Annotated in this window: 17 protein-coding genes and 2 pseudogenes; 7 read left to right on the top strand and 12 right to left on the bottom strand. The window is 46.0% G+C overall.

The features are described from left to right. Positions 1 to 9: 9 nt before the first annotated feature. From AC0C66_RS14350 to AC0C66_RS14325, 6 genes and pseudogenes are all read right to left on the bottom strand, one after another. Positions 10 to 1,104, bottom strand: a complete 1,095-nt coding sequence (locus AC0C66_RS14350) for an acetyl-CoA C-acyltransferase (RefSeq protein ID WP_472973605.1) — start codon at positions 1,102 to 1,104, stop codon at positions 10 to 12. Between the two features lies 1 nt (position 1,105). Beyond that, positions 1,106 to 2,551, bottom strand: a complete 1,446-nt coding sequence (locus AC0C66_RS14345; RefSeq protein WP_472973604.1) for an acyl-CoA synthetase — start codon at positions 2,549 to 2,551, stop codon at positions 1,106 to 1,108. 4 nt (positions 2,552 to 2,555) lie between these two features. Then, positions 2,556 to 3,116 (bottom strand): biotin transporter BioY, encoded by a 561-nt coding sequence (locus AC0C66_RS14340; RefSeq protein WP_014113274.1) that lies wholly within the window; start codon positions 3,114 to 3,116, stop codon positions 2,556 to 2,558. Positions 3,117 to 3,250: 134 nt separating this feature from the next. Further along, positions 3,251 to 3,766, bottom strand: a complete 516-nt coding sequence (locus tag AC0C66_RS14335) for a methyl-accepting chemotaxis protein (RefSeq protein WP_371864110.1) — start codon at positions 3,764 to 3,766, stop codon at positions 3,251 to 3,253. 240 nt (positions 3,767 to 4,006) lie between these two features. Then, positions 4,007 to 4,555, bottom strand: a pseudogene (gene hemAT / locus AC0C66_RS14330) (heme-based aerotactic transducer HemAT); the annotation flags it as partial. 132 nt (positions 4,556 to 4,687) lie between these two features. Beyond that, entirely contained in the window at positions 4,688 to 6,217 is a 1,530-nt protein-coding gene (locus AC0C66_RS14325) for an FAD-dependent oxidoreductase (protein ID WP_072183337.1), read from the bottom strand. A 111-nt stretch (positions 6,218 to 6,328) separates the two neighbouring features. On the opposite strand from AC0C66_RS14325, the gene AC0C66_RS14320 reads away from it, so the two are divergent. Beyond that, a complete protein-coding gene (locus tag AC0C66_RS14320) occupies positions 6,329 to 7,186 on the top strand; it encodes an SDR family oxidoreductase (RefSeq protein WP_072183338.1) in 858 nt (285 codons plus the stop codon). A 26-nt stretch (positions 7,187 to 7,212) separates the two neighbouring features. Here AC0C66_RS14320 and AC0C66_RS14315 read toward each other — a convergent pair whose 3' ends face one another. Then, entirely contained in the window at positions 7,213 to 7,446 is a 234-nt protein-coding gene (locus AC0C66_RS14315) for an IDEAL domain-containing protein (RefSeq protein WP_072183339.1), read from the bottom strand. 291 nt (positions 7,447 to 7,737) lie between these two features. On the opposite strand from AC0C66_RS14315, the gene comK reads away from it, so the two are divergent. Beyond that, a complete protein-coding gene (gene comK, locus AC0C66_RS14310) occupies positions 7,738 to 8,316 on the top strand; it encodes a competence transcription factor ComK (RefSeq protein ID WP_024712928.1) in 579 nt (192 codons plus the stop codon). Positions 8,317 to 8,362: 46 nt separating this feature from the next. Here comK and AC0C66_RS14305 read toward each other — a convergent pair whose 3' ends face one another. Beyond that, positions 8,363 to 9,262 carry an SDR family oxidoreductase gene (locus tag AC0C66_RS14305; protein ID WP_072183340.1) on the bottom strand — a complete coding sequence of 300 codons (900 nt, stop codon included), beginning with the start codon at positions 9,260 to 9,262 and terminating at the stop codon, positions 8,363 to 8,365. 217 nt (positions 9,263 to 9,479) lie between these two features. Between AC0C66_RS14305 and AC0C66_RS14300 the strand changes: the two genes are divergently transcribed. Next, positions 9,480 to 9,749 carry an excalibur calcium-binding domain-containing protein gene (locus tag AC0C66_RS14300; protein ID WP_014113282.1) on the top strand — a complete coding sequence of 90 codons (270 nt, stop codon included), beginning with the start codon at positions 9,480 to 9,482 and terminating at the stop codon, positions 9,747 to 9,749. Between the two features lie 42 nt (positions 9,750 to 9,791). Here the strand turns inward: AC0C66_RS14300 and AC0C66_RS14295 are convergent, their stop codons facing one another. The 3 genes from AC0C66_RS14295 to AC0C66_RS14285 all read right to left on the bottom strand — a co-directional run bounded on the left by AC0C66_RS14295 (position 9,792) and on the right by AC0C66_RS14285 (position 12,045). Next, positions 9,792 to 11,261: a sodium:solute symporter family protein gene (locus AC0C66_RS14295; protein ID WP_072183341.1), complete on the bottom strand. Its 1,470-nt coding sequence runs from the start codon at positions 11,259 to 11,261 to the stop codon at positions 9,792 to 9,794. After that, a complete protein-coding gene (locus tag AC0C66_RS14290) occupies positions 11,258 to 11,458 on the bottom strand; it encodes a DUF3311 domain-containing protein (protein WP_014113284.1) in 201 nt (66 codons plus the stop codon). Before AC0C66_RS14290 ends, AC0C66_RS14295 begins: the two co-directional genes overlap by 4 nt. 224 nt (positions 11,459 to 11,682) lie before the next feature. Continuing rightward, positions 11,683 to 12,045 carry a YhjD family protein gene (locus AC0C66_RS14285; RefSeq protein WP_072183342.1) on the bottom strand — a complete coding sequence of 121 codons (363 nt, stop codon included), beginning with the start codon at positions 12,043 to 12,045 and terminating at the stop codon, positions 11,683 to 11,685. A gap of 153 nt (positions 12,046 to 12,198) precedes the next feature. Between AC0C66_RS14285 and AC0C66_RS14280 the strand changes: the two genes are divergently transcribed. The 4 genes and pseudogenes from AC0C66_RS14280 (at position 12,199) to AC0C66_RS14265 (ending at position 15,612) form a co-directional block, all read left to right on the top strand. Continuing rightward, positions 12,199 to 12,822, top strand: a complete 624-nt coding sequence (locus AC0C66_RS14280) for a TVP38/TMEM64 family protein (protein WP_088679518.1) — start codon at positions 12,199 to 12,201, stop codon at positions 12,820 to 12,822. Position 12,823: 1 nt separating this feature from the next. Then, a complete protein-coding gene (gene lepB, locus AC0C66_RS14275; RefSeq protein WP_019257986.1) occupies positions 12,824 to 13,345 on the top strand; it encodes a signal peptidase I in 522 nt (173 codons plus the stop codon). 163 nt (positions 13,346 to 13,508) lie between these two features. Further along, a pseudogene (locus tag AC0C66_RS14270) lies at positions 13,509 to 15,008 on the top strand (monooxygenase). Between the two features lie 76 nt (positions 15,009 to 15,084). Further along, entirely contained in the window at positions 15,085 to 15,612 is a 528-nt protein-coding gene (locus AC0C66_RS14265) for a MarR family transcriptional regulator (RefSeq protein ID WP_014113289.1), read from the top strand. Between the two features lie 26 nt (positions 15,613 to 15,638). Here the strand turns inward: AC0C66_RS14265 and AC0C66_RS14260 are convergent, their stop codons facing one another. Next, a complete protein-coding gene (locus AC0C66_RS14260) occupies positions 15,639 to 15,836 on the bottom strand; it encodes a hypothetical protein (RefSeq protein ID WP_014113290.1) in 198 nt (65 codons plus the stop codon). Positions 15,837 to 16,101 lie beyond the last annotated feature (265 nt).

Raw genomic sequence — 16,101 nt, 5'->3', positions numbered from 1 at the left:
TGAAAAAGCCTATGCAAGAACTTCAAATAATAAAGCCAGTCCGATTCCGCCGCCGCTTCCGATGGCCGCAACGGCATATTGACAGTCTGTCCGTCTTTGCGTTTCATAAAACAATCTGGTTACCAGAGCTGCACCCGATGCGCCGTACGGATGGCCGAGAGCTAATGCGCCGCCGCGCACATTGATTTTTGAAAAGGGGATGCCGAGTTCTTGCGAGCAGACACAAATTTTGACGGCAAAGGCTTCATTGATCTCATATAAATCGATATCATCAGGTGTTACATCGTGTGCAGTTAAAAGCTTCCGGATCGCATCAACCGGTGCCGCGGGTGGATAGTTCGGGTGAATCCCGCTGACAGCACTGCCGATAAACCGGAGCACTGGCTTAAGCCCTAGGGCTGTCGCTTTTTCTTCTTCTATTACAAGGAGAGCGGCCGCTCCGTCTGATATGCCGCTGCTGTTGGCTGCTGTAACCGTTCCGGAGCTGGTGTCGAAAACCGGTTTTGCACGGGAAATAATCGCTTCTATCGGCCGCTTTTTCAGAAATGCTTCATCCACCTCCAATTCTCCGAGAGGAACAATTTCTTCACGGTAAAATCCTCCATCATGCGCGTTTCTGCTGCGTTGATGGCTGAGAAGCGCGTATTCATCCTGCATGCTTCTGCTGATGGAATAGCGTGCTGCCGTATATTCGGCTGCGATGCCCATGTCGGGATCACCGATCGCATTTGGAGAAAAGCGGGCCCGTTCTGAAAAAGGTGATTGGCTGCTGCTTTCTGAGCCGCCCGCGATATACATCGTGCCGGCTCCGGCTTGAATGAGACTGCAGGCATAGCGCACAGCTTCAAGGCCGGAGCCGCACTGTCTGTCAATCGTCATTCCGGGAACCGATAAAGGCAGTCCGGCTTGCAGAGCTGACAGCCTAGCGAGGTTGCCGCCTCTGCCGGTCGCGTTTCCGAGAATCACTTCATCAATTTGATCCCCTAGCTTTCGGCTGAGACAGCTTATGATGGGAGCCGCCAAATCCTCCGGTAGAAAGGGCTTTAGCAGCCCATTTTGTTTTCCAAAGATCGTTCGTTTTGCATCAACAATAACCGCATTCAAGTTACACTGCACCTTCTTCTAGCCATTTCCTCACGCTGGAACGGGCAATTTTTCCGCTGCTCGTTTCTGGCAAGGAGTCAGTAAATACCCATTTTTTCGGGATTTTGTAGGCTGCCAGTTTCTGTTTGCACCAGGCTTTCAGCTTTCTGGCATCAGTGTTTCCGTGAACGACAGCTACAGCGATTTCTCCCCAATACTCCTCAGGGATTCCAACGACAGCCGCGTTTTCAACCTCTGCACAGGAGAGAAGCACACGTTCAACCTCTTCTGGGAAAATATTTAATCCTCCGTATACGATCATCCCGTTTTCTCTTCCTGATATGTATAGAAAGCCATCCTCATCGACACAGCCCATATCATCTACTGTCATCCACCCGGATTCATGTGGTGCGCTGCCGTTGACATAGCCCGAAAACCTCATTGGGCTTTTGACAAATATTTTTCCGATTTCCCCCGGCTGACAGCGTTCCCCGGCAGCATTGCGGATTTCAATCTGGACGTTGTGAAACGGGCGGCCGGCTGAATGTGGCTTCCGTTTGCTATCTTCCGGAGTGGAATATGTCACAAAGCTAAGCTCTGATGTGCCGTAAAAATCGTATAGCTTGAGATGAGGCCATGCAGCGGCGAGCTTCTTCTTAGATTCTTCCGGCCAGTCTGCACCCGATGAAATGATTTTGACGGGACTGTTGGGAAAGGCCTTAACACGGGTGAGGGCGTCTGTCATTGTCGGTACGGTATAGAGAACGCTGATGGATTCACGGCTCAGCCATTCCTTCGTTTGGACAGGCGAAAACTTTTTCAACAAACAAACGGTTCCTCCCAGAAACAAGGTGCTGACAGCCCCATATAGGAAGTGAGAGGACATTAACGTCCCAGGAATCAGAACCTTATCATCTGATGAAATCGAAAAATCTGTTTCCGTACAGGTAAAGCTCTCCATCCAAGAGCGGTGAGAACGCGTAAAGGCCTTCGGTTTTCCTGTCGAGCCTGACGTAAATCCCATATAAAAAGGGTGCTCGGGATTAATGGTAGGCAAGGGAGTAGCGGATGCTTCAGAAATATCTGCCATACAGTGATCCAGCAAAACAACAGGTGTCTTGCTATCTGTCAGTTTGTTTTTGAAAAAGGCTGAAGTAATCACAAGATCCGCATCGCTTATGGACAGACGCTCCTTGCATTCAGCCGCGCTCCAGCGTGTGTCGATGGGAACAGCCGTGCATCCTGCCGCTGCAGCTCCGGCAAACAGCTGTAAAAACGCCAGGCTGTTCGGGAGCAGGATCGCCACACGGTTTGGCATGCTCGGCTGCGACCGCGACCGCAGCCAATTTGCGGTTTGAGAGACGAGCTGAGCCCAATCCCGGTACGTGATTTGCTCCGATTCAGTTTGGATCGCCACACGGCCGGGCGATTTTTCCGCAATAGATGAATAGGTATGAGTTATTGTCATGAAATTAGCCTCCTTTCGTAAACTTCGTATCAGAAAGAGACAAGGCTTGGGTGATTTTTATCGCCAGAAACGCAGATACAGCCGCTTTTATCAAATCACCAGGCACATATGCAAGGCTCATGAAGGCGGCCTGTGACAAATCAATATCCATCATGACAGCTTGTACAGGTATACCGAGCAGGTAAATAAAGATGATGCCGAATACAATATGAGTGAAAAAGAGACGCAATGGAGTCACCTTTCGCAGTCTGCAAACAGCTAAACTGATCAGCCATGAGGCAAAGGGATAAGCGATCAAAAAGCCTGCGCTCGGTCCGAAAAAAACACCAAACCCACCTCGTCCGCCGGGCAAAAGCGGCGCTCCGAAGGCGACGAGCAGCAAAAAGACAAGCTGGCTTAAGAAAGCAGACTTAGGCTTGAGGATGCTGCCTGCCAGCATGACACCAAGCGTTTGTAATGTAATCGGAACGGGTGTAAAGGATAAGAAGAGAGGGGGCATAAAACCCAACACGGCCATCAACGCAGTGAAAATGGCAATATGCATCATATCTATTAATCTCAGCATGTGAAATCCTCCAAACAGTAATAAAATATGGTTATACAATAAATGCAGGCTATTATTATGTCAACTTATTTTTAATTTTAGTTAACATAATAGACGTGAAAAAACCGGCTGCTTGGCAGACCGGTTTTTGATATTTATTCTTCTGTCAGGATGACAAGCGAATCAACAGATGCGGCCACATGAGAAACAGCGCGGCTGACTTCCTGAAGCCCTCCAAGAAAGGCCTGCAAATCGACGTCGATTTTGCCTGATTGCTCTTTGCTGACTTTCATGCTGTGGACAATTTCATCGAATAAGCGGTTAATTTGCGTCATTTTTTCTTTGCTCTCGCTGACTAGCCCATTCACGTCTTTGATATGCTTTGATACGATGTTGATTTGTGTATTCGTATTGTTCACAAGCTCAGACACGGTAGAGACGGTTTTTTTCGTATCCTCAGAAAGCTTCCGCACTTCGTTTGCCACTACGGCGAAGCCTTTGCCGTGTTCGCCGGCCCTGGCTGATTCAATCGAAGCATTGAGCGAAAGAAGGTTTGTTTGTTCAGCAATGCCTGTGACGATGCCGAAGATTTTTTCAATTTGCTGTGCGATTTCATCCAGTTTGACCATTTCTTTTTCGATTTGGACAAGGCTTGTGTCAATTTTATTCATCTGTTTTTGCTGGATTTCAAGCTCTTTTTTCCCGCCGATCGATTTTTCTTCAACAGTGCTGGATGTCACTGTGCCGGCTTTGGATGCTTCGGAAATGCCTTCAGATTTGTCCACAAGCTCTTGAACAGATCTGCTCGTTTCTGAAAACAGATTTGCAATCGACCCAGAGGTTTCTTGAATTTTCTGATGAAGAAGGTTTTTCTTTTCCTCTTGTTCATCGCGGGTTTGGTTGTACTCGCTTTGAAACGCTTCAAGGACAAGCTGCTGTTCTAAGTTCAAAATTTTAGTTGTCGCTTTGATGGCTTTCAGCAGTTCTTGGTGATTTGTAATGGATGTTTCGTAAATGTTGATCATTGACAAAAGTAGTTCTTGAAACGCGCCCATGTACCATTTTGGCAGGAGGCCGATTCTTAAATGAATGGAGGCAATTCTGTTTCGCTTTTCAATGAATTCGTCATCGATAATACCTGCAAACATTTCCTGAATATGCCGTTTTAACGTTTGTTTTAAGCGATCAACTGAGCTGTGATCATTAATGATATCCATCAATGAACTTTCGTGGTCAAGGTTTTTATAAAACGCATCGACGATGTATACGATGTTTTCTTGAATTAACGGTTGAAGCTGCTCTAAAACGTAAAGCTCGGCATCTCCTAGTCTGACCATTTTGAGCTGTTTTTTGACATCTGCATGTTTGTTTGTGAGCTGAATGCGGTTTTTTTGTTGTCCGTTTGACTCAGAAAAATAAGCTGTTTCTTGTTTTCTATCTTTTTTAAATAACAATACCATGATCCCCCTTGGGAAAAATATAATTTTCACTTTTTGGCTTTTTAAGCCTTTTTCTTTTTTATCGGCCAAGAGAAACATGAATGAAGATGCAGATGAAAAATATTTAAAAAACCGTTCATTAAAATGAACGGTTTAATCGAGATCTATTTGTTTTAATGGTTTGATGGCCGGTCCCTCCACAACTTCACCGGTTGGCTTAAAGCGTGATCCGTGGCACGGACAATCCCACGTATGCTCGCCGTCGTTCCACTCGACCTCACAGCCTAAATGGGTGCACGTCGTATCGACGAGATGGAGGCAGCCTGTTTCATCTCTGAATGCTCCCGCACGTCTGCCGTTAATGGTGACGGCTTTTCCTTCACCCGGCGCAATCTCTTCAAATTGGACGTCGGGCTTTTCAAGCTTTCCTTTAATAAAATGTTTGGCGACATCGGCATTGTATGAGATCACTTTCTGCAGTCCGGGATTCAGATGGAAACGGGACGGCGTAAATATGCTTTCGTATGGGTTATCTTTTCTCTCTACAAGGTCTGACAATAGAGTGGCCGCAACCCCTGATGACGTCATGCCCCATTTTTTGAACCCGGTCGCTACTAGAATATTGTCCTCATTTTCCGACATCGGCCCGATAAATGGGATTTTGTCAATTGTCACGAGATCCTGAGTGGACCAGTAATATGGGATGCTTTCGATGCCGATGGTGCTTTCGGCCAGCTGTCTCAGTGTTTCATAATGTGTAGACATGTCTTTTCCCTGGCCTGTTTTATGGCTTACCCCGCTGAAGAGAATCAGCTTTTCACCGTTTACAACCGTATAGCGGAGCGCCACTGCCGGCTGATCGATACTTAAATACATGCCCTCGGGATATTCGATCTTCGGCTTGATGGCGAGGACATAAGATCTGTCAGAGTACATTCTCGTAGCATATAATCCGCCTCCGTCGTAAAAAGGGAAGTGGGAACAGCATATGATAAAGCGGCTCTTAATGGCGTGCCGGCTTTTTGTTACCACTTCTGGCCTTTCTCCTTTTTTGATATCAAGCGCAACGGTCTCTTCATAAATCCGTCCGCCTTTTTGAACAATCTGATCCAGAAGCGCCTTTAAGTATTGCAGCGGATGAAATTGGGCTTGATTTTTCATGACAAGCGCCAGCTTAGAACCTAAGGGAATCGGAAGATCCTTGATAAGGTCTCTTTCAATTCCGAGCTTTGTGTATGCCTCATGCTCAGTGCGGATTTTTTGTACAGCATTTTCTTTTGCTGTGTAAAGATAAGCGTCTTGTTCGATCCATTCGCAATCAATTTGATGTTCATCCACAATGCCTTTTATGTAATCAATTGCGTTTTGATTTGCTTCATAATAAAGCCTCGCGTGGTTCAATCCGAAATTGCGGATAAATTCATCGTATATCATGTCATGCTGGGCGGTTATTTTAGCGGTTGTATGGGCAGTGGTGCCGTTGAGAACCTGATTTGCTTCAATCAAGACGACACGGAAGCCTCTCTTCGTGAGTTCGTACGCCGTTGTGATTCCCGTAATCCCGCCTCCGATAATGGTGACGTCACATTCAGTATCCTCTTGAAGCGCCGGAAAAGAAGGCAGGTCAGTTGATGTTTTCCAGTATGTTTCAGGTGCTTCCTTTGCAAAATATGGATTAGCCAAGCCATGATACCTCCCATCAGATTTATTCTTAATTTTTCCATATTCTATCTTTTCATACATAGGAGGCAGGGATTGTTCATAACATAATAGGGTTGAAAAGGAGTGATTTCATTGGCGAATCAAAAAAAGAAAACATTGCCGCCTCAGCACCAGAACCAGCAGCCGGGTTTTGAATATCTCATGGATCCCCGTCCGGTTTTTGATAAGCCGAAGAAAGCGAAAAAATTAGAGGGCAAAACCGCTATCATTACTGGAGGAGACAGCGGGATCGGACGCGCTGTATCGGTGTTATTCGCAAAAGAAGGGGCTAATGTGGTCATTGTGTATTTGAATGAGCATCAGGACGCCGAGGAGACAAAGCAGTATGTAGAAAAGGAAGGGGTAAAATGCCTGCTGATTGCAGGAGATATCGGAGATGAAGCGTTTTGCAATGATGTGGTCATGCAGGCAAGCCAAGCGTTTCCGTCGATTGATATATTGGTCAACAATGCAGCTGAGCAGCATGTCCAGCCCAGTATTGAAAAAATCACAAGCCACCAGCTGGTCAGAACCTTCCAAACGAACATTTTCTCCATGTTTTACTTAACAAAGGCGGTGCTTCCTCATTTAAAAAAGGGAAGCTCTATCATTAATACTGCATCAATTACCGCCTATAAAGGCAATAAAACGCTGATCGATTATTCAGCGACAAAAGGTGCGATCGTTACGTTTACAAGGTCACTTTCCCAGTCGCTTGTTCAGCAGGGCATCCGGGTTAATGCAGTAGCGCCGGGCCCCATTTGGACACCGCTTATCCCGGCCAGCTTTGCGGCAAAGGATGTGGAAGTGTTTGGTTCAGACGTGCCGATGGAACGCCCGGGACAGCCGGTGGAAGTGGCGCCAAGCTATTTATACCTTGCCAGCGACGATTCCACCTATGTCACAGGACAGACGATTCACGTCAATGGCGGAACAATTGTGAATGGGTAATAAAAAGCCAATCCTTGAGGATTGGCTTATTCGCTCTGCTTGAGCGTTACATATTCTTTAGAGAGCGTAAGAAACGCATCTTTATCTTTTTCGTCCAAGGCTTTGTTGATTTGGTCCGTCAGCATGGCCAGCCGACGCTTATACAAGGATTCATCGAGCACCATTTGAATGTAGACATCCGTCATTGTGACATCAAATTCTTTTGTTTTTTGCGTGTTGCGGGACTTCATGAGCTCAGTGTACGATTTTTTCTCTTTCATAAAGAATCCCCCCAATGCCTTTTTTATAGTATATGGATAACGGTCGAAAAAATCAATTAATTTTTATAATTTTTAGACAACTAATACTTGGCAATCTATCGACATATCCTGCAAAATGCCGTAAACCGAAGATCTTACGAATGTAAAACCGGGTTATTACTAGTAATTTAGTACCAATAAATATCATTAAAAGATGATTTTAGCTCATTTGTTAAAAAAACCTGTCGTTTTATAAAAACAGATGATAGATTATTAGTATAAATTTTGCAGAAAAAGGATGGAGGCCATAATATGAGTCAGAAAACAGACGCACCTTTAGAATCGTATGAAGTGAACGGCGCAACAATTGCCGTGCTGCCAGAAGAAATCGACGGCAAAATTTGTTCCAAAATTATTGAAAAAGACTGCGTGTTTTACGTCAGCATGAAGCCGCTGCAAATTGTCGACAGAAGCTGCCGGTTTTTCGGATCAAGCTATGCGGGAAGAAAAGCAGGAACTTATGAAGTGACAAAAATTTCACACAAACCACCGATCATGGTGGACCCTTCGAATCAAATCTTTTTATTCCCTACACTTTCTTCGACAAGACCCCAATGCGGCTGGATTTCCCATGTGCATGTGAAAGAATTCAAACCGACTGAATTCGACGATACGGAAGTGACGTTTTCGAATGGGAAAACGATGGAGCTGCCGATCTCCTGCAATTCGTTCGAGAACCAGGTATACCGGACAGCATGGCTAAGAACCAAATTCCAAGACAGAATCGAACACCGCGTGCCAAAACGGCAGGAATTTATGCTGTATCCGAAGGAAGAGCGGACGAAGATGATTTATGATTTTATTTTGCGTGAGCTCGGGGAGCGGTATTAGAAAAAAAGAAAGGAGCTGACCAAACAGGGCAGCTCCTTCTCCTGCTTTAGGCTGTCGGAATTCCGCCGGTGATGCCATATACCTGAGATGTCACATAGCTTGAATTCTCTGAAGCTAAGAATACATAAACATCTGCCAATTCTACTGGCTGCCCAGCGCGGTTTAATGGAGCGGGCGGGGTACCTTGGCCGAATTTTGGGATATTTTCCGTCGGCTGTCCACCGGAAATCTGCAGCGGCGTCCAAATTGGCCCAGGTGCAACTGAATTCACTCTGATGCCTTTGGAGGCCAGCTGTTTTCCCAGTCCGACGGTAAAGCCGATAATGGCGTTTTTCGTTGCTGCGTAATCTAACAGCATCGGGCTTGGATTATAGCCTTCTACTGAGGTGGTGGTAATAATCGACGCGCCTTCCGGCAACAACGGAAGCGCTGCTTTTACAACCCAATAAAGGGAAAAGACGTTCACTTCAAATGTTTTATAGATTTGTTCAGTAGGCAGATCTTCAATGTTTTCGATTGCTTGCTGTTTGCCGGCAACCAGCGCCAACACATCCAGTCCGCCGAGTTCCTGATGCGCCTGTTTGACTAGGTCCTGGCAAAAGGATTCGTCGCTCAAGTCTCCGGGGATCAGCACTGCTTTTCGCCCTTCTGCTTCTATCAGTTCCTTCACTTCTTCAGCATCAGGCTGTTCCGCAGGCAAGTAGTTAATAGCTACATCGGCGCCTTCTCGGGCGTAAGCAATCGCGGCAGCGCGGCCGATGCCGGAATCGCCGCCGGTGACAAGCGCTTTTCGGCCGGTGAGTTTACCCGATCCTTTGTAGCTTTTTTCTCCGCAATCCGGCACCGGCTTCATGTTCTGCTGCAGGCCGGGCGGTTCTTGATATTGTTCAGGAAATTCATCATGAAAAAATGCTGTTAAAGGATTGCTAAGATTTGAATCAGACATCGTCAACGCTCCTTTTCTGTTTGGTGTACATTTGTATGTGTACCCCTGAGCATATGGAGAGAAACATGTTTTGGCAGATTGAACACTGAAAGACAAAGAAAACAAGAAAAAACAAACCCTTCTTCCATATTTATCTTGTCAAATAAGACTATATGAATTATGATAAATTCGGGCTATAAACCAACTAAATATTGGATATAAGGGGGAGTGTAACGTCATGAAAAAAGCGGCTGCGGTTTTGCTGTCACTCGGTCTCGTTTTCGGTTTTTCATATGGATCTGACCATGTGGCGGAAGCCAAAACAAAGGTGAAGGTCTATAAGAATTGCAAGGAGTTAAACAAAGTATACAAAGGCGGGGTGGCCCGCACGTCGAAGGTGAAAAACAAAGGCGGAAAAACAAAGTACAAGCCTTATGTCTCTAAGGCGCTTTATGATGCCAATAAAAAGAAAGACCGCGACAAAGATTATATCGCCTGCGAACGTTAAATAAGAAAAAGCAATCTGATGTCCAGATTGCTTTTTTATGATTTATGCCGCCTGATCAGCCGCAGCACTTTTCGTTTTTCTTGTCGCAAAGCTTACAGCTACCATGACGGTAATATTCAAAAGCAGGGCGACTATGCCGACATTTAAGTCTTTTGCTGCTTGAGGCAGCGCGGGAAATAAAGTGCTGATCGTCGTTTCCGTCAATGTAATATAAGAAACCGCTCCGACACCTGTAATGATGCCGGCAAAGGCTCCCTGCTTCGTCACCATATTATGCTTGAATAGGCTGAACAGCAGGGCCGGAAATAATTGTGTGACAAGGCTGTAGCCCATCAATAACAGCGTAACGATGGTATTCCCGCCCTTGAAGGTAAAGTACACCGAAATCAGCGCGATCACCGGCACTAAAAACTTAGCAAGCACCGATACTTGCTGTTCTGTCGTGCGGGGCGCGAACACTTTGTACACATTTTTAGCAAACAGCGTAGAGGCAGACATTAAGATCATAGACCCCGGCACAAGCGCTGTCAGCAGTCCGGCGGCACCGATAATCCCGACAAACCAAGGGTCAAATGTTTGCAGTGACAGTCTCAAAAGCGATAGATCCCCGTCTGCGCCTTTCAGACCAGGAACTTGCAGGATAGCCGCAAAGCCTACGAAAAGGACGAAGAGCAGGACCAGCTGGTATAAAGGCATGATGATGGCGTTTTTGCGAAAGACTTTTGGGTTTTCGGCTGAATACGAAGCGGAAAACGTATGAGGCCACATGTAAAACCCTAGTGCTGTCAAGAGCACGGTTGAACTGAACCAGGCCGCACTTTGCCCCGTTTCGGGAAGCGTAAGAAAGCCTGGCTTTGCCGTTTCAATCTGCTGAAACATGTCTTGAAATCCGCCGTAGTAATGAATTGGCAAATACACACCTAAAAACAGAACGACAACCAAAATCATGATGTCTTTCACAACCGATATCCAGGCAGACCCGTGAATGCCGGATACCATAACGTAAACCGTGATCGAAATGGCGCCGATCCAGATGGCGGCGGTCGGAGAGATTTTGCCGTACGATGTTTCCGATACAATCAGCCCGAGGCCTTTCAGCTGCAGCACAAGATACGGAATGAGCGCGGCGATGCCGACCAGTGAAACGAGCACGCCAAGCAGCGGACTGTTATATTTTTTGGTGAAAAAATCAGACTGTGACATCAGCTTATGCTGTTTCGCGTACGTCCAAACCGCCGGCAGAAGCCAATAAGAAAGGATGTAAGCCAGGCATCCGTAGGCGATGATGTAAAAGGCCGGTCCGCCTTTCCCGTAGGCCCAGCCGCTTCCGCCGAGAAACGTAAATGTGGTATAAATTTCGCCTGCCATCAATAAGAACACGAATACGGTTCCGAAGCCGCGGCCTCCGACCGTCCACTGCTCAAGGTTCATATCTTTTCCTTTTTGGGCGCGTATGCCGAGAAAAATACTCAAAAGCAGGACGCCGAAAATGATGATGAGAGCTGCGTTCATTCTGCTTCCTCCTTTTTATTTTCGTTATCGAGGACATACACAATCGCCATCAACGCAGAGGTCAAAAGAGCCCACATCACGATATAGGCAAGAATAAACGGCATGCCGAACACATAGGGAGTCACTTTATTTGCAAAAGGGATGCCGAGTAAGATTCCGATAAAGGGCAAAGCGGCGAGAACGTGAATCAGTTTCATAGAATCCTCCTTCTCTTTTAGGATTGGGGTGTGCAAGCCCAAGCGTACTGAAAATGATGTCGCAGATATGGCGGCACATGTCATTTTTTGGGGCGAAAGGCTGTGGTTCGAATTATAAATAAATTTATTTTGTTTGTATAGTGGGAATTGTCTGAAATTTATTGTTGGAATTGCCCGAAGAGGGAGCGGGCAATCTTGGGAGAGTACAGAATGATTCAAAAGACTCATGGCCTGTCCGGGGCAAATAAATAGAATGTTAATAATTCGCTGACCTGCTCCCGAATTCGCGGATTAAAATAGCGGTGCTTTTCTTCATAACCATCGATCACAAATACATAAAGCGTAAAGGCCTCATCGCGTTCCGCCTCGTGTATCGCAATTTTTCTTTTCCTCAGCTCTTTTCTGACCTCCATCAAATCCTTTTGTGCTATTTTTAATGATTCGCTGATAAGCTGTTTATAAGGATGCTTCAATTTTAATGTGCTTTGCTCAATTCCGGCGAGATCACGATTAAAAATCGTAATGGCCATGGGCAAAAAGAGAGCCCGTTCAATTAATTCGTATATTTCCTCCTGCAGATTCGGCATTGCTGACTCCTTCTTTCTAATGGGAACGTTTGTTCTATTTGTATTCTATATCGGCTGGTGAAATGTTTCAAGACAGAAAAAATCGCCAAAACTTTTTAGTTTTCTGCTGATAATGTGTAGAATAAGGATAGACAAACCCGGTAAGGAGTATAAATGTTGGAGCATTTTTTATCCTATTTCACACAAGAACATTTAACTGAATTATTTCAAAGCTATAGGGCTTTCGGTCCGCTTATTGCTGTGCTGCTGCCTTTAATTGAAGCATTTCTCCCGTTTTTGCCGCTGATCGTGTTTGTGGTGGCGAATACGAACTCGTTTGGCCTGTGGGAAGGATTCATCCTGTCATGGGCGGGATCAACTGCTGGATCTATTCTCGTATTTTTGATTGTCCGTCAATACGGACAGAGAAGATTGCTTGGATTTATCCGCAGTCATCCGTCGGTCAGAAAGCTGATGTTATGGGTGGAACGGCACGGCTTCGGCCCTGTGTTTCTTCTGCTTTGTTTTCCGTTTACACCGTCAGCCGCGGTGAATGTTGTTGCCGGTTTGTCAAGGATCGGAACGCGGCCGTTTATTTTGGCGGCTGCCTCGGGAAAGCTTGTCATGATTTTTATGATCAGCTTCATCGGATATGATCTGCACGCGCTGATCACACAGCCGATTCGAACGGTCATCGCCGTATTGGTGATCGCTGTCTTATGGTATGTCGGCAAAAAGGTGGAGCGGTACCTGCATGTGAGAGCTAGTCAGCGTGAGCATGATGGAGGGAGACAGTAACATGAAAAAACGGTTTTGGTTTCTTGCCAGTGTAGTGTCCGTTGTTCTCGCCATTCAGGTTAAAAATGCCGTCTTTATTGATTATAAAGTGGAAGGCGTCAGCATGAACCCGACCTTTCAGGAAGGGAACGAACTGTTGGTCAATAAATTTTCGCATCGATTTAAAACCATCCATCGTTTTGATATTGTCCTTTTTAAAGGCCCCGATCAAAAAGTGCTGATTAAGCGGGTAATCGGCTTGCCCGGTGAATCGATCAAATATAAAGATGATCAGCTGTATGTGAACGGAAAGCAGGTTGCTGAACCATTTTTGAAGCAATTGAAATCTGTTTCTGCCGGAAGCCATGTAACAGGTGATTTTACGTTGAAAGATGTGACAGGAACAAGCAAGGTGCCGAAGGGTCAATATTTTGTCGTTGGAGATAATCGCATATACAGCTTCGACAGCCGGCACTTTGGTCCAATTAGAGAAAAAAATATCGTCGGTGTGATTTCCGATGCTGAACAAAAAGACGCCAATTGAAGCGGCGTCTTTTTTTGTGCTGGTTTGGAAAAATGTGTTGAAGAAAAAATTGTAAGAGGATATAATTTAAATCGTTACGTGTGTAACAAAAAAATAAAACTGGTTTTAAGATTTGCGTTTATTTTAGTGGTTTTCGTTCGTTTTGTATGAAACAAAAGGAGTGATTAAGATGAATGTAGAAGCAGTGATTATAGGGGGAGGGCCGGTCGGATTTATGCTAGCTTCCGAGCTTGCGATGGCCGGGGTGAAAACATGTGTGATTGAGCGCCTTGAAAAGCCTGTTCCGCATTCCAAGGCGTTGACCCTCCATCCCCGGACGTTGGAGCTCCTTGAGATGAGAGGGCTGTTGGAACGTTTCGTATCCAAAGGAAGCAAGATACCTTCCGGGCATTTTTCAATGCTGGATACCCGTCTGGATTTTTCAGGCTTGGATACGAGCTGTCCTTACACGCTCTTGCTTCCGCAGGCCAAAACAGAGTAGCTGCTTGAGGAACATGCGCGAAGCCTGGGAACAGAGGTGTTTCGGGGTGCAGAGGCGCTGGCGATAACGCAAAACGGAGAAGCGGTCCAAACGATTTTTAAGGATCGGGACGGCAGTGTACGGACGATCACAAGCAAGTTTGCCGTTGGGGCAGATGGCGCCGGAAGTACCGTCCGGAAACAGGCAAAAATTGAGTTTCCGGGAACAGACAGCACTGTCACCGCTGCGCTTGGGGATGTGGCGCTCCTTTCTCCGCCGCCGTCAGGCGTGCTGTCCCTTTGCACAAAAGAGGGCGGTGTTATGATTGTTCCGTTATCTTCAGACCGATATCGTGTCGTTGTGATCAGCCCTTATCGCACGCAAACGCCGAAAGATGTGCCTGTGACTGAGGAAGAGCTGAAAGCTGACCTCCTGCGAATTTGCGGAACTGACTTTGGTTTAAGCGACCCTTCGTGGATGTCGCGGTTCGGGAACGCCGCGCGCCAAGCGAAACGGTATCGGGACGGCAGAATCTTTCTTGCGGGTGATGCCGCGCATATTCATTTTCCGGCGGGCGGGCAAGGGCTGAATGTTGGCCTACAGGATGCAATGAACCTTGGATGGAAGCTGGCGGCGGCCGTCAAGGGCGTTGCGCCTTCATGGCTTTTGGACAGCTATCATAAGGAACGGCACTCAGCTGCTGAAGGGCTCCTGAGGAACACAGAGGCACAAACAAAGCTGTTTGATTTCAATCAAGCTGGTCTCCATTTGCGAAGTATGATGTCGGAACTGCTCGCCTTCCCTGAAGTGAATCGATATGTAGCGGGACAAATTTCTGCGCTCGATGTCAGGTATGAAGCTGATCCTAACATGCCGCCGCATCGTTTGAACGGGTCAAGGCTTCCTGATATGGAGCTGATTCTTTCAGACGGCAGTTCGGAACGGCTGTACAGCTGTCTCCATAACGGGACATTTGTTTTGTTATCGCTGACACAGGAGGCTTGTGATCATAGTCGATTAAAAGGCTTACGTACGGTAAATGCCTCGCTTGCAGAACCTAATGAAAAGTTGCGGGACGTGCATACGATTTTGATTCGCCCTGATGGACATGTTGCCTGGGCAGTGGGCGCATCGGAGCCCGATTGTACCGAAGTGATTCAAGCAGGGATCAGCCGCTGGATTTCCGTTGCCAGCCGGGTGTAGCTCAATTCGATTGTTTCATCTGTAACAAAACGGTATGATAGAAGAAACAATCGAATGAAAAAGGATGGAAAACCCGATGAATACAGATCATACGAAACGCAATATTTTTGAATTATATGCGGAGCTCATTCATCAGCAGGAGAAGTGGGAGGGGCTCATTAAAGCCTTTTTGTCTGACGAATTGAAGAAGCTGGATGCCGAGCACGGGAGTAAATCTCAATTGTCGATGACAGAAATTCATGTTCTTTCTTGTGTTGGGGACAATGAACCAATCAATGTCACGTCTATTGCAGAAAAAATGAATACGACAAAAGCGACTGTATCGCGCATCAGCACAAAATTGCTCGGCGCAGGCTTCCTTCACAGAACACAGCTCAGCGATAACAAAAAGGAGGTCTACTTCCGATTGACGCCGGCCGGAAAAAAACTGCACAGTTTGCACAAATATTATCACCAGAAGGTCGAACAGCGTTTTCTGTCATTTTTTGACCGATATACAGAGGAAGAGATTCTTTTTGCGGAACGGCTGTTTCGGGATCTGGTGACAAAGTGGTATCCGTCATCAGAAGAAATGGAAGAGGGTCTTCACAACGTTTTTAAATAAAAAACACGCACTGAGGTGCGTGTTTTTCACGTTTCTTCTTTCTTTTTCAAGATTGTAACGTAAATCAGATTTCCTCCGGCTAAAATCATAAGCGGCAGTCCAGGGGAGCCGGATGTCACCAAATTATAAATCAGCCAGATTCCTAAACATATTCCATAATATAAGTGCATTGCCTTCTCGGGATTGTCGCGCAGCAAACTTCCTTTAATAATCTTTTTCATCATATCGCCCCTATTAATTTTAGGATTTCCCTTTAGTTTACATGCATCTTCGGTTCATCTCAAAATTTGCTCTTTGGCTTTTGATGCTCTCAAAATATTTCGAGGGAATTTTAGAATTGTTTTTTTTACAGATACGTTTTCAGATAACTCTGCCCACTTCTATCATCTACTATCTCCCTTGCTAAAACACTGTTTTCTCCATATAAACAAGGAAAGACCTTCTGTAGCAAGCCACCCGTTTAGTCCTTTTATTTCCTCTTGGGGAATG

This window comes from Bacillus sp. VA13, from assembly GCF_055710085.1.
This window is presented reverse-complemented; position numbering and strand designations above follow the sequence as displayed.

What these genes read in the sequence shown, in the direction of transcription:
- AC0C66_RS14345 (WP_472973604.1), bottom strand. Translation starts at nt 2,551, where the DNA reads ATGACAATAACTCATACCTATTCATCTATTGCGGAAAAATCGCCCGGC.
- AC0C66_RS14340 (WP_014113274.1), bottom strand. Translation starts at nt 3,116, where the DNA reads ATGCTGAGATTAATAGATATGATGCATATTGCCATTTTCACTGCGTTG.
- AC0C66_RS14335 (WP_371864110.1), bottom strand. Translation starts at nt 3,766, where the DNA reads ATGAATAAAATTGACACAAGCCTTGTCCAAATCGAAAAAGAAATGGTC.
- AC0C66_RS14315 (WP_072183339.1), bottom strand. Translation starts at nt 7,446, where the DNA reads ATGAAAGAGAAAAAATCGTACACTGAGCTCATGAAGTCCCGCAACACG.
- comK (WP_024712928.1), top strand. Translation starts at nt 7,738, where the DNA reads ATGAGTCAGAAAACAGACGCACCTTTAGAATCGTATGAAGTGAACGGC.
- AC0C66_RS14305 (WP_072183340.1), bottom strand. Translation starts at nt 9,262, where the DNA reads ATGTCTGATTCAAATCTTAGCAATCCTTTAACAGCATTTTTTCATGAT.
- AC0C66_RS14300 (WP_014113282.1), top strand. Translation starts at nt 9,480, where the DNA reads ATGAAAAAAGCGGCTGCGGTTTTGCTGTCACTCGGTCTCGTTTTCGGT.
- AC0C66_RS14295 (WP_072183341.1), bottom strand. Translation starts at nt 11,261, where the DNA reads ATGAACGCAGCTCTCATCATCATTTTCGGCGTCCTGCTTTTGAGTATT.
- AC0C66_RS14290 (WP_014113284.1), bottom strand. Translation starts at nt 11,458, where the DNA reads ATGAAACTGATTCACGTTCTCGCCGCTTTGCCCTTTATCGGAATCTTA.
- AC0C66_RS14285 (WP_072183342.1), bottom strand. Translation starts at nt 12,045, where the DNA reads ATGCCGAATCTGCAGGAGGAAATATACGAATTAATTGAACGGGCTCTC.
- AC0C66_RS14280 (WP_088679518.1), top strand. Translation starts at nt 12,199, where the DNA reads ATGTTGGAGCATTTTTTATCCTATTTCACACAAGAACATTTAACTGAA.
- lepB (WP_019257986.1), top strand. Translation starts at nt 12,824, where the DNA reads ATGAAAAAACGGTTTTGGTTTCTTGCCAGTGTAGTGTCCGTTGTTCTC.
- AC0C66_RS14265 (WP_014113289.1), top strand. Translation starts at nt 15,085, where the DNA reads ATGAATACAGATCATACGAAACGCAATATTTTTGAATTATATGCGGAG.
- AC0C66_RS14260 (WP_014113290.1), bottom strand. Translation starts at nt 15,836, where the DNA reads ATGATGAAAAAGATTATTAAAGGAAGTTTGCTGCGCGACAATCCCGAG.